Origin of the sequence: Nonlabens ulvanivorans (genome assembly GCF_000732625.1) — a bacterium.
In the GTDB taxonomy this organism is placed as follows: domain Bacteria; phylum Bacteroidota; class Bacteroidia; order Flavobacteriales; family Flavobacteriaceae; genus Nonlabens; species Nonlabens ulvanivorans.
Window position 1 is genome coordinate 1,647,528 of record NZ_JPJI01000032.1, and the last position, 12,690, is coordinate 1,660,217.

Sequence of the window (12,690 nt, forward strand, 5' to 3'; positions counted from 1 at the left end):
TTATATTTAATCATATTAACTAATACTTTACAAATTGCTTTTAGATCCCTTTGAAAAAATAGTAGCAAATTTACCCTATGGTGACGGATTTAAATTTGTGGACCACATCTTAGAAATGGATGATAACCATGTGATAGGTGTTTACCGCTTTCGCGAAAGCGAATATTTCTACAAGCATCATTTTTTACAAAACCCAGTAACTCCAGGAGTCATGCTTATTGAATGCATGGCACAAATCGGACTAGCTTGTCTAGGTACTTATTTAAATAAAAATAACACACAATCTTTAGATTTTATTTTTAATGAAAGTCATGTAGTGTTTAATTCAATCGTTAAGCCAGGAACCGCAGTTATAGTTAGTGCTAGAAAGGAATATTTCAGATTTGGAAAATTAAAATGTCTAGTAAAGATGATGGATGAAAACGAGAAGAAAATTGCAGAAGGTTGGGTGAGTGGTATGATTATAAAGTCTGATGAAACTGTAAAATGATGAGTAAGCAAATCCTTAAACGAGTTGTAATAACAGGTATGGGCGTGGTAGCTCCTAATGCTATTAATGTTTCCGATTTTTACAAAGCATTGAAAATTGGCAAAAGTGGCTTAACATATGACCAGCAGTTATCAGATCTAAGTTTTGGATGTCGGGTATCTGGTACACCGCATTTAACTGTAGAACATATTGCAAAATATTTTACACCGTTACAGCTTAGAGGTTTAAAGGCAAGCGGATTAGTATATGGTGTTATCGCAGGAAAAGACGCTTTTAAGGACGCTGGATTAACTGTAGCTGATAAAGGTTGTGCATTGTCTGATTTTGGAATCATAATGGGAACTGGCCAAAGTGGTGGTGAAAAATTCAGAGAAGCAATTCACCTGATAGATGACGGTCGTGTGCGCAGGTTAGGAAGTACCAGTGTTATCCAAACTATGACTAGTGGTGTAAGTGCATGGTTGTCAGGTGAACTAGGAGCTGGGAATATGGTCACAAGCAATTCTAGTGCTTGTTGTACGGGTACAGAAGCTTTTATAATGGGATATGAGCGCATAGCTTATGGAAAAGCTACTCAAATGCTTGTAGGCTCTACAAGTGATTCTGGTCCATATATTTGGGGTGGTTTTGATGCCATGCGCATATTGCCTACAGGTTATAATAATCATCCAGAACAAGCTAGTCGACCATTTTCTGATGATGCAGCAGGTTTTGTGCCTGGTAGTGGCGCTGGAGCAATGGTTCTTGAAGAATTGGACAGTGCTTTAAAACGTGGAGCGACTATATATGGAGAGGTCTTAGGTGGTTCATTAAATTCTGGTGGCCATCGCGGTAGTGGTAGTATGACAGCTCCTAATGGTGATGCCGTGCAACAATGTATTCAGCAAGCGGTCGAGCAATCAGGTGTTTCTAATAAGGATATAGACGCCATAAACGGTCATATAACAGCTACTGGCAAAGATGGTTATGAAGTAAGTAACTGGGTTGAAGGATTGCAATTGATTAATCAATTCCCTTATTTAAATAGCTTTAAATCAACAGTAGGGCATTGTCTTGCTGCAGCTGGTAGTATTGAATTAGTAGGTGCTATATTACAATTAAAACATCAGGAGATATTTCCTAATCAAAATATAACAAAATTACACTCTGATATTAATGCTATTTATCCAGCTGAGAAAATACCGACTAAAGTGGTTCAAACAGATATAGATATTTTAATTAAAGCAAGTTTTGGTTTTGGTGATGTGAACGCCGCGGTAGTATTGAAACGATGGAAAGATGAATTAAATAATGACTAAGGTCTAGAATATAATTATAAATGAAAAAAGAAGAAATAGAGAATCAATTACATGATATCGTTAAAGTATACTTACCACAAGATGTAAATGCTGATGACATACAGGCTGATAGCCATCTAATGCAAGATCTAGGAATAAATAGTGCTCACTTAGTAGATATTGCTTTAGATGTTGAAGATGCTTTTGATATCACCTTAGATGAAAGCGATATGGAAGCAATGCAGACCGTATCAGATTCTGTCCAGATTGTTCAAAGAAAACTAAAACCTTAAATCTTTAAACTATTATATTGTATTTTCATAAATATCTATTAATATTATAATAATACTATTTAAAAGGTAGTGATATCTAAACCCTATGGTTTTATCTTGTAAATAAAAAGATGAATAAAGAAAATACAGCTCTTAAAGAAACACCCAATGACCATCCTATAATTGACAATATTAAAGATAGATGGAGTCCAAGGGTATTTGCAGATATGCCAGTTTCTCAAACAGATTTACAATCAATGTTTGAAGCTGGAAGATGGGCTGCAAGCAGCAATAACTTTCAGCCATGGAATATCGTGTGGGGAATTAAAGGAAGTGAAACATATGATCGTATAATGAATCATCTTGTGGAATTTAACCAGTCGTGGGCGACTAATGCGCCAGTACTAATGCTAGGAGTAATAAATACTAAAACTCCTGATGGTAAAGAAAATTATCACGCCTTACATGATCTAGGTCAATTTACAGCAAATATGGCTATTCAAGCACACAGTATGGGAATAGCTATACACCAAATGGCCGGTGTGAATTTTGAGTCTGCAAAAGAAGATTTTGGATTTCCTGAAGAATATCATGTTGCTACAGCAATAACCGCTGGTTACTATGGGGGAAATGATAATGATTTAAATGACGACTTACAAAAAGAAGAAAGCGCTCTTAGAAAACGTAAAAAACAAGATGAATTTCTCTTTAACGGTGATTTTATAGAAAGAGAATCTTTATAAAATGATTACAAACTTAAAAAGGCTCCTAATTCAATTAGGAGCCTTTTTTTATGCAGATAAAAATCGATCTGTTTGATCAAAATAGCTTTTAACATCCTCAATAATGATACTTGCAGATTTTTTAAATCGTCCTTTAATTGCTTTAAAGGATATTAAACGATTATTATATCTCAAGTATATGGAGGCAGATTCTTTAGTTAGTCCGTTATGATCTATAACAAGTTGAAAATCAACCTGAACATGCTCTATGGCATTGGATTCAAATACCGGTAATAATTCTTGTTGAAATAAATTTTCAAGTCGTTGTTTTTGTTGTGTATGTTTATAAGTGTAGGTAATCATCGAGCATATTTTATAGATATACGCTAGAATGTCACCATATGGTTTTGAAAAAAATGTTAAAAGTAGAGAGCTTAATAATACGTATTTATTTTAATCAATCATTATTAGCTTCTATGAGGTAAAAATTTTGAGGTAAGTGCGCCTACTAGTAAAGCAGTAAAGATAAAAGTTAAGGATACCCATTCAGGGAAATGAATGTAGTGTACTAATATCATTTTAAGACCTACAAAAGTTAGAATAGCTATAAGACTATAATGGATGTATTGAAATTTATCTAATAGATTAGATAAGAAGAAGTACATACTACGTAATCCGATTATAGCCATAATGTTACTAGAGAAGACCAAAAATGGATCAGAGGTAATGGCTAGGATTGCAGGAATAGAATCTAAAGCAAATAGTACATCTGTTAATTCAATTACGATTAAGGCTAAAAAAAGTGGAGTCGCTATTAATTTCCCCATTTTTCTAATAAATAAGTCTTGTCCTTCAATACGATCAGTAACAGGAAACCAGCGACGTGCAAGTTTATAGATTACAGATTCCTTTGGATTGAAATCATCATCTTTACTAACTAGCATTTTAAAGGCTGTATATAATAGAAAAGCACCAAAAATATAAGTCATCCAGTCTATTTCCCTTATCAACGCTACACCAAAAAAGATCATAGCAGCTCTAAAAATTAAAGCTCCAACGATACCCCAAAATAAAACACGATGTTGATACCGTTGTTCAATCGCAAATGACTTAAATATTATAGCTATCACAAAGATGTTATCAATACTTAATGATAGTTCAATTAGATAACCGGTAATATATTTTATAGAAGCCTTATTAGCAGATAATCCTTCAGGATTTGCTATGTAAGATCCGTTATAGATCAAATAAATAACACCTGTAAACGCTAGTGCTATAGAAACCCATAGTATAGTATATTTCGTTGCTTCTTTTGTTGATATTACATGTGCATTCCTATTGAAGACTAACAGATCTAATGCTAGCAGAATGGTCACAAATATTATAAAGGATATCCAAATTGTCATAATATCAAAGTTAATACAGTTACATGTAAAAAGGCTTTGATTTATGCAAATCAAAGCCTTTTTTAAAATTATGATTATTAATTAATAATCGTTTTCTTTTCCTATTTCTGTTTTATCAATTCCTATGCTGTCGGAATCATGAAACCTAGTTACTTCGCTGTAATTCTTAATGATTTTAGCGGTATCATCTTTCACCATAATAGGGAAGATGAGCATCTCGGGATCGTTTTGTAAAATCTTTATAGTATCGTCTGCACTAAGTTCTTTTTCCTTACCATATCGATTCTCAAAGGCAGAATGATCTGTATCAATCAGTCCATGTACGGTTATAGAAAGTTTTTCAGCTACTTCTGCCCATACGGTGCCTGTTACTTTTGTTTTGCTAATGTCCACGGCATGACAATCCTTTTCTGCACTTTTAGTATAAGCATAGACTTCCTTGTGATTCTTTATCTCAGAATTATAAAAAATTATTAATAAGTTTTCTTTGGTATTGAGTACTGACATCTGATTAGGCATGGTCTATAAGTTCTGATTTACGTTTCTCGCACTGCGTTTTTAATTGATTCACTACTTTAGAAACAGCATCGTTAAAATTAGATTGTGATTCTTCTGCAAATAATCTAGGACCTGGTGCGCTTAGCCTTATTTCTGCAATCATTCCAGATTCTTTACTTTCCGTATTTTCTACTCTGTAAAAAACATCTGCTCTGGTTACCCAGCTATATCGATCTGCAATAACTTGCAATTTTTCTTTAGTAAAATTTTCTAGCTCTGTACTTCCAGAGACATGCTGATAATTGAATTGGATTTGCATATTATTTTTTATTGAAGTTACATTCAATATCTGATTATTACATGTGCTTTCATAAAGCTTTAACGTGTTATTAGTAAGAAATTATGAGATTTACAGACGTATTCATAAATTTATACCAATTCTATTAAAGATGTACTGTTTTGTTATTCTGTTTTCTATAATTAATCTGTGATCATGTTGGGCAATCATATAAAATTCTACCGTATATTTTCAGTATGATAAATAGGGTTACTCTAACCTTACTGGCTTTATTGAGTTACGCTTTCGCGAAAGCGCAATTACAATTCTGTGATGGAATATTAGGTCCAGCCATATTTACAGAAGATTTTGGATCAGGCACAAATAATGGTCCATCACTTTCTAATGCAGTAACTTCATATCAATATGTAAATGCAGCACCGCAAGATGGTGAATACACTATTTCTAGTGACTCTGGTCAACTGGGTAGTTGGTTTTCTTTCCCTGATCATACAGGTAATAATGATGGTAAAATGCTTATTGTTAATGCTGGTTTTAATGCTGGTCAGTTTTATAGAACGCCTATAAATGGATTGTGTGAAAACACACCTTATGAATTTAGTGCATGGATTATGAATGTACTCGATGGCGTACAAAATGTGTGTGGTACTACAGAAATACCGATACAAGTGCGTTTTGAAATATGGGATGCTACAGACACAATTTTATTAGCAAATGGTACCATGAGTCCTAAATTTGCAGATCAACGTCCTACATGGATTAAATATGGTTTAACATTTACCACAAGCACTGGACAGAACGGTGTTGTTCTTAAAATGATTAATGTAGGTGCTGGCGGCTGTGGTAATGATCTCGCCATTGATGATATAAGTTTTAATGTATGCGGTGATGATGTTTTAGTAACAACGATTGCTGGCGAAACTGTAGTAACAAAATGTGAAAATGATCCTGCACAAAGTTTACAACTTAATGCAACTGTTCAAAACGGCGCTCCATCTTTAACAGCATATCAATGGCAGCAAAGTGCTGATGGAAGTAACTTTACAGATATAGTAGGTGAGAACAGCTTTTCGTTGACCACACCACCATTAAATTCTACAACTTATTATAGAGTTAAAATAGCAGGCGCACCTGCAAACCTTACTAATTCTAGTTGTTATTCTTTTTCACAAATTTTTGAATTTAGAAATGTCGTAGTTCCACTAGCAGTTCCTAGACAAAGTCCATATATATCTTGTGATGGCGAACTGGTCGATTTAATAGTAGATGTTTCTCCTGGTACAACGGCATACTGGTATGAGAACGCAACAGGTGGTAGTTCTATACATGATGAATCTATAGACTACACCACGCAAATCGATGGCACTTACTGGGTTGAAACGGAAAATATTGTTTCCGGTTGTATCAGTAATTCTAGAGTACCTGTTAATTTTATAAATCGATCTTCACCCATTGTAAATAGCGAAGACTTTTTACTATGTCCTGAAGAAATAGCTTTACTAAACACTCAATTTCCAAATGGTTTTTATAGATGGAGTAGTGGGGAAACTACAGATCGTATTAGTGTAGATGTTGCTGGCATTTATACGTGTGAGGTAACTAACCTAGAAGGATGCACTAGTACCGCCATATTTCAAGTAGAATACATTGAAACACCTATAATAGCTGGTGTTGAAGTTAATAATGATGAGCTAAATATTATCACAGAAAACACGGGTGATTTTCAATATAGTATCAATGGTTTAGATTATTATAATAGTTCTATATTTAATATTAGTGGTTTGCTACAGGTTAATGTGAGAGTAAAGGATAGAACTGGTTGTGAGGTTTCATTTTTTACTTATAACCGTATAAAAATCCCTCAATTTTTCACACCTAATGATGATGGATATCACGATACATGGGACATTAATAATATAGAAGCTTTTCCAGGAGCTCGATTAGAGATTTTTGATCGACATGGAAAACTACTTAAGCAAATTAACAATCTTGTAGTAGGTTGGGATGGGATGTATGATAATCAACCGTTACCTAGCAGTGATTACTGGTATAAACTACATTATAACAATCAGGTGCTAACGGGACATGTTACTTTAAAGAGATAATGGGTTAGTGGTTGGTAGGTATTCCGCTTTCGCGAAAGCGGATTAATCTAAATTTTATGATATAAAAAAATCCCAATAAGCAAAGGCCTATTGGGATTTTTATCAATAACCATAAAGATGATTACTGAACAATTTTAAACTCACATCGTCTATTGATCTCATATTCTTTATCAGTACAAATACCTTCTTGGATGCAATTATTAAGTGGTTGCATTTCTCCATAACCTATACTTCTAAGTCTACGTCTTTCTACACCTTTGCTTACCAAGTACTCAAGCGTTGACGCAGCACGTTTTTTAGATAATTCAAGATTGTATGCACTAGGTCCACGTACATCGGTGTGCGCAGATACTTCGATATACATCGCTGGATATTTCTTCATGATATCTACTAACTCATCAAGAGTATGTGCCGCTTCAGGCTTGATAACAGCCTCATCAAAATCAAAGAATATCTGATCTAGTTCTACCTGCACATCACCTTTACGATCTGGTTTAATTGTAGCTTCAGCATCTTGATAGGATAATAAGGTTAAGTAAATATCATGACTTATGCGGCCATTTCTGTCTGTTGAAAATTGAACATCTTGAGGAATGTATAATTTACGCGTACCTCTTATGGTATATTTTCTATTAGGTTCTAATTTAAAGAAGTATGTAGCGTCATCACCTACAATCATATCATCGATTAGAATTTCGCGCTCGTCAAGCAATGATACTAGTGATCCTGGCAATAATTTATTAGAAATACTGTCTTTAACGATACCTTTTACCGCATATTTAGTAAGAACATTTTCTTCTCTTGTTGTTCTGTATAGTTTATCAATACCAGTTCTGTTAGACGAGAAATATGCTTTATTAAGGTTTTCATTTATGATAAATGCAAAATCATCTCTCGAACTATTAATAGTAGTTCCCAAATTGATAGGTGTGGTAAATTCACCGTTTACCATATCACTTCTATGTATATCTAATCCACCAACACCTTGTTTACCATTAGTAGAATAATATAAGGTGTTAATATCACTGATATAAGGAAATTGATCAAGATGTTGTGTATTAATTTCCTTTCCTAAGTTTACTGGTTCACCGTATGTTCCATCACTATTGACACTGACTTTATATAAGTCAAATTCACCATATCCACCAGGCATATCACTTGAAAAATATAAAGTAGAACCGTCTTTACTAATTGCAGGATGTTGAACACTATACATATCATTATTAAAGGAAAGAGCTTGTACATTGGTCCATATACCATCTACTAATTCTGCCTTATAGATTTTCATATTAGAAACTGGTATGTCATTAATTTTAACACGTTTCTCATTATTTCTATTAAAGTACATTACAGTACCGTTTTCAGTAAAAACGGCATTGCTCTCATGTAAGTCTGTATTAATATCGGAGAATGGCACAATGGATTTAAGAGCTCCATCTCGTTCTAGAGTTGCCTTATACAAATCCAGATATGGTAATCCATTCCATGCATATACAGGTCTTTCCATATTGCGGGAAGAGGCAAAAACCACTTCAGTATCGTTTAAGAAACTCATTCCAAAATCGCTGTTAGATCCTTCATTACGTATAGGAGCTACAGTAAAATTATGTGGTGTACTTTTCTCTAATTCTTTTAAAAACTCTTTTGTATCCCAATCTTTACCTTGATAATAGAGTAAATAACTATCTGCTTTATCATAATCTTTAAGAGCTAGAAGAGATTGAGCATATCGATAGATCCTATTATAATCTGTTATTTGTCCATTATTATCTTCAATAGAAGAGTAAGTGAAAGCAGCCTGTGCCATATCACCAGTGTAGTAATAACAATCACCTAATTTCTTAAGAACTTCTTCCGTTTGTTTGAGGTTTTTATAGTTTTCAATTGCTTCTTTATAAGCTTGATTTTTGAAAAGCCTATTGGTCTTTTTTAAGCTCAAATTTTGTGCTCCAACAAGGCTAGTGGAGCATAAAATAATCAATATAGAGGTTATGATTAATCTCATAATAGTAGATATAATATTTTTTAAAAGAATCTAGGTGAGCGGTCATAACCACTTTTCCAGAATTTTGATTTTACATTGAAGAGTAATATGATTTCATGCGAACCTGTGTTGTAGTTACCTAAGTTATTAACGGTATAATCATAAGCATATCCAATTCTCAAATTAGGTGCTACTCTATAATTGACTAATCCGCTTAAAGCATCTCCAAAACGATATGCTAGACCAGCTTCAAATTTCTCATTAAATAAAACATTTGCTGTCAGGTCTAAACTAAGAGGAGACCCTTTAACACCTTTCACCATAAATGCCGGTTTAAACTTCAAATCATTGTTAATGTCAAAGACATAACCACCAGTTAAAAAGAAATGAATGTCTTGAACACCTGTGGATTGGATTCCATTTTCATTCTCTAGATGGGTTGTTGTCAATAAATTAGGAGCAGATAGACCGACGTAATATTTATCAGTAAAGTAAAAGGCACCTAGACCTACATTAGGAAAGGTTTGAGTTACGTTTTCATTGAATGCTACGTCTGTATCTACACCACCAGACTGTAAATTAAATCCATTAAAGTTGGCATCAAATAATGTAACACCAGCTTTTATCCCTAAAGATAATTTTGCCTCTTCTGAAACTGGTAAAATGTACGCAAAATCAGCATAAATGTTATTTTCAGTAACAACATTACCGATATCATCATTTGTAAATGAAAGGCCTAATTCAATGCGCTCACTTACTGGATAATGTACAAATAAGGAGGCTGTTTTAGGAGCACCTTCTAATCCTACCCATTGAGTACGGTATAAAGCTCCAATGTTTAATTCGGACTTATTACCAGTAGCATAAGCTGGATTGATGATGTTTTGGTTGTACATATACTGCGTGAACTGTGGATCTTGTTGTGCAGTACCATTCCACGCAGTACATAATGCTACTGCTAGGAATATATATATTGTATAAATGTTTTTCATGTTTGTTTTCTTTCTAACCACTATCGGCTTAGGTAAAGTCTTCCTTGTTCAGGCTTTGTGCTTCCGTCATTAAAATTTAAAATGTAGAAATATACTCCTACAGGCAGTTCACCATCACTTAAAAGGGCTTTTTGATTAGCAAAACCATTAAATCTTGGAGTGCTGTTAGTTCCTTCATAAACTAGATTTCCATATCTGTTATAGATTTCCATTTTAAATTTTGGATATAAAAAGCCTAAGTTTTCGACATCAAAAGTGTCGTTTACACCATCATTATTAGGTGAAAAACCATCAGGGACTATTACTTTACCACATGCCGTTAAATCTGTTGTCACGGCTAATCTTACATTACTCTCACATCCGGTAACAGAATCAATAAGAGCAGCATAATACGTAGTTCCATTAACTAAAATCGTTGATAAAGAAAGTGCCGTAGAACTATCAACAGCATCATACCAGACTACATTAGAGCTAATCATATCGTATTCGTTAATGTTGACAATCAAGTTTTCTAATGTTGGACTATCATTGATACAGAATAAGTTTCCATCTATAGATAGAGTAGGAGTAGGTGCATCACCAACTACTACTGAAACTTGAGTTCTTACACTAGATTCACATCCTGTAGCATTAGTCTGAGTTGCATAATATGTAGTTCCATCTATTAGCAAGTCTGCATCTGCCAATGGAGTTGTACTATCGATAGAATTATACCAAGTAATCATTGTACCATTCACAGCAGCATCTAAATCCATTACCATGGCATCATCAGTGGCACAAAATTCAAGGGTAGCATTTACAACCGTTGGAGCAGCACTATCATCGACTTGTATTACGATTTGCGATGTAGCATCAGTACTACATGGTGTTGTAGCGGCAACAGTGTAAACATATACACCTGCGGTATCTACGGACGGATCAAAAATATTTCCACCACCGTTTAACATAGGCAACCATGTACCGGTTGAATCAGGAGTACCACCTAATTGCGTTAATAAATCAATGGGCGCATCAATCACACAAATATCCAATGTACTATCTAAACCAGCGTTAGGCGCTGTAGTCAGATTAACAGTAATTGTAGCTGTATCTGTATTGCAATCATTCATCACTGTATATTGATAAGAACCTGCGCTATCTACTAAAGGATCAAAAACACCTGTAGTACTATTTAACATAGGTGTCCAAGTACCTCCTATATCAGCACTTCCAAGTAAAGTAAATAAGTCAATCGTTCCATTATCATTACACAAATCTATAGATGTACTAGTACCTGCTGTTACTGGTGATTGTACAACAATAGATACGACAGTAGAACTATCTGCACACGGAGCATTTCCAGTAATTGCATATTCAAAATCATAACTTCCATCAGCAACCATAGAAGCATTAAACAAATTACCAGTTAAAGCACCGGTTCCATCTGTATCTAACCAAATTCCACCATTATCTTGTGAACCATCCAACGCTGAGAATAAATCTACTGCTGTCACATCACTACATACGGTTAATGGTACATCAATTCCAGTATTAGGTGTATTAGAAATAGTAACAACTACAGCTACCGCAACCGAGGATTCACAATTTGTAAGTCCATCTATTTGAGTCGCATAATAGTCTTCTCCATCAATAAGTGCATCTGTAGAATTTGATAACATCGTTAGTGCCGCATCTTCATACCATTGAACGTTATTTCCAGTCGCAACTAAATCTGCTACTGTAGCATTGTCGCAAAAATCTTGATTCATAGAAGCACTCGGTGCTGCTATGTCATTTAAAGTTATAGTAACAGTAACAGAATCACTTGCACAAGTTCCTAAGGCTGGAACAGTATATGTAAAATCATAAGATCCAGTTGACAAAAGTGTCAGGTCCACATTTGAACCTGATAAAACTCCAGTAGTATCATCGTCATTCCATGCACCACCAGCATCATTACCAGTTAGTTGATTAAACAAGTCTAACGTTTGTCCTGTAGTTATGTCACTAATGCAAATATCAAAATTAGTTGCTGTTCCAGCTTCAGGAGCTATCTCTACAGTCACAGGAACTATTGATGTAGAGGTACAATTACCATTAACTACTGTATAGCTAAAATTATAAGTTCCTATTGCAAGTAAGGTTAAATCTACATTTGCAGCAGTTAAAGCACCAGTAGCGTTATCATCATTCCAAGTACCACCTATATCTTCACCTGTCAACTGACCAAATAAGTCTAAAGGAGAGTTTGCTGCCAAATCGGTTTCACAAACAAGAAAAGGTGCCACTGTGCCTGAGTTTGCCAACTCATAAATTACAACCGTTACCGTTACATCAACATCTGTACAAGTTCCTATGGCTGGAACATTATAAGTGAAATTAAAGGTTCCGTTTCCTAGTGTTGTTAAGTCAATAGGATTTGTAACTGCTGTTCCTGTTGAAGAGTTTCCAGCATACCATGTACCGTTTGTATCTTGAGATCCATCTAGTAAATTGAATAAATCATATGGCGAGTTAGCCGCTACTTCATCTTCACAAATCTCAAATGGCGTTCCTACATAATTACCCGATTCTGGTGCTGGCTCTATGGTTATAGCAACTGTTGAGCTATTCATACATCCATTAACATCTGTTATAGAATAAGAAAAGTTATAAGTACCTACAGCA

At 34.5% G+C, this 12,690-nt stretch carries 12 protein-coding genes; 5 read left to right on the forward strand and 7 right to left on the reverse strand.

Annotation, left to right across the window (positions count from 1 at the left end; genetic code table 11):
* Positions 1-34 precede the first annotated feature (34 nt).
* From IL45_RS14465 to IL45_RS14480, 4 genes are all read left to right on the forward strand, one after another.
* Positions 35-490, forward strand: coding sequence for a 3-hydroxyacyl-ACP dehydratase FabZ family protein (locus tag IL45_RS14465; RefSeq protein WP_036585153.1), 456 nt, complete (start codon positions 35-37; stop codon positions 488-490).
* Positions 487-1,788, forward strand: coding sequence for a beta-ketoacyl-[acyl-carrier-protein] synthase family protein (locus IL45_RS14470; RefSeq protein WP_036585158.1), 1,302 nt, complete (start codon positions 487-489; stop codon positions 1,786-1,788). The genes IL45_RS14465 and IL45_RS14470 overlap by 4 nt, the downstream gene beginning before the upstream one ends.
* Positions 1,789-1,808: 20 nt before the next feature.
* Complete coding sequence (locus IL45_RS14475) at positions 1,809-2,060, forward strand: acyl carrier protein (protein WP_036585160.1); 252 nt, start codon at positions 1,809-1,811, stop codon at positions 2,058-2,060.
* Between the two features lie 110 nt (positions 2,061-2,170).
* Positions 2,171-2,782, forward strand: coding sequence for a nitroreductase family protein (locus IL45_RS14480; RefSeq protein WP_036585162.1), 612 nt, complete (start codon positions 2,171-2,173; stop codon positions 2,780-2,782).
* Positions 2,783-2,830: 48 nt separating this feature from the next.
* Here the strand turns inward: IL45_RS14480 and IL45_RS14485 are convergent, their stop codons facing one another.
* The 4 genes from IL45_RS14485 to IL45_RS14500 form a co-directional block, all read right to left on the reverse strand.
* Complete coding sequence (locus IL45_RS14485) at positions 2,831-3,124, reverse strand: hypothetical protein (protein WP_036585164.1); 294 nt, start codon at positions 3,122-3,124, stop codon at positions 2,831-2,833.
* A gap of 104 nt (positions 3,125-3,228) precedes the next feature.
* Positions 3,229-4,167, reverse strand: a complete 939-nt coding sequence (locus IL45_RS14490) for a TerC family protein (protein ID WP_036585166.1) — start codon at positions 4,165-4,167, stop codon at positions 3,229-3,231.
* Between the two features lie 81 nt (positions 4,168-4,248).
* Positions 4,249-4,674, reverse strand: a complete 426-nt coding sequence (locus IL45_RS14495) for an ArsC/Spx/MgsR family protein (RefSeq protein ID WP_146128679.1) — start codon at positions 4,672-4,674, stop codon at positions 4,249-4,251.
* A gap of 4 nt (positions 4,675-4,678) precedes the next feature.
* Complete coding sequence (locus IL45_RS14500; protein ID WP_036585168.1) at positions 4,679-4,984, reverse strand: HPF/RaiA family ribosome-associated protein; 306 nt, start codon at positions 4,982-4,984, stop codon at positions 4,679-4,681.
* A 215-nt stretch (positions 4,985-5,199) separates the two neighbouring features.
* On the opposite strand from IL45_RS14500, the gene IL45_RS14505 reads away from it, so the two are divergent.
* Positions 5,200-7,068, forward strand: coding sequence for a T9SS type B sorting domain-containing protein (locus tag IL45_RS14505; RefSeq protein WP_036585170.1), 1,869 nt, complete (start codon positions 5,200-5,202; stop codon positions 7,066-7,068).
* A gap of 121 nt (positions 7,069-7,189) precedes the next feature.
* On the opposite strand, the gene IL45_RS14510 is transcribed toward IL45_RS14505, so the two are convergent.
* From IL45_RS14510 to IL45_RS14520, 3 genes are all read right to left on the reverse strand, one after another.
* Complete coding sequence (locus IL45_RS14510) at positions 7,190-9,073, reverse strand: OmpA family protein (protein WP_036585171.1); 1,884 nt, start codon at positions 9,071-9,073, stop codon at positions 7,190-7,192.
* A gap of 20 nt (positions 9,074-9,093) precedes the next feature.
* Positions 9,094-10,044, reverse strand: coding sequence for a PorP/SprF family type IX secretion system membrane protein (locus IL45_RS14515; RefSeq protein ID WP_036585172.1), 951 nt, complete (start codon positions 10,042-10,044; stop codon positions 9,094-9,096).
* Positions 10,045-10,064: 20 nt separating this feature from the next.
* The coding region (locus tag IL45_RS14520; RefSeq protein WP_036585178.1) for a gliding motility-associated C-terminal domain-containing protein at positions 10,065-12,690 on the reverse strand (2,626 nt) is incomplete at its 5' end.

What these genes read in the sequence shown, in the direction of transcription:
- IL45_RS14470 (WP_036585158.1), top strand. Translation starts at nt 487, where the DNA reads ATGATGAGTAAGCAAATCCTTAAACGAGTTGTAATAACAGGTATGGGC.
- IL45_RS14475 (WP_036585160.1), top strand. Translation starts at nt 1,809, where the DNA reads ATGAAAAAAGAAGAAATAGAGAATCAATTACATGATATCGTTAAAGTA.
- IL45_RS14480 (WP_036585162.1), top strand. Translation starts at nt 2,171, where the DNA reads ATGAATAAAGAAAATACAGCTCTTAAAGAAACACCCAATGACCATCCT.
- IL45_RS14485 (WP_036585164.1), bottom strand. Translation starts at nt 3,124, where the DNA reads ATGATTACCTACACTTATAAACATACACAACAAAAACAACGACTTGAA.
- IL45_RS14490 (WP_036585166.1), bottom strand. Translation starts at nt 4,167, where the DNA reads ATGACAATTTGGATATCCTTTATAATATTTGTGACCATTCTGCTAGCA.
- IL45_RS14495 (WP_146128679.1), bottom strand. Translation starts at nt 4,674, where the DNA reads ATGTCAGTACTCAATACCAAAGAAAACTTATTAATAATTTTTTATAAT.
- IL45_RS14500 (WP_036585168.1), bottom strand. Translation starts at nt 4,984, where the DNA reads ATGCAAATCCAATTCAATTATCAGCATGTCTCTGGAAGTACAGAGCTA.
- IL45_RS14505 (WP_036585170.1), top strand. Translation starts at nt 5,200, where the DNA reads ATGATAAATAGGGTTACTCTAACCTTACTGGCTTTATTGAGTTACGCT.
- IL45_RS14510 (WP_036585171.1), bottom strand. Translation starts at nt 9,073, where the DNA reads ATGAGATTAATCATAACCTCTATATTGATTATTTTATGCTCCACTAGC.
- IL45_RS14515 (WP_036585172.1), bottom strand. Translation starts at nt 10,044, where the DNA reads ATGAAAAACATTTATACAATATATATATTCCTAGCAGTAGCATTATGT.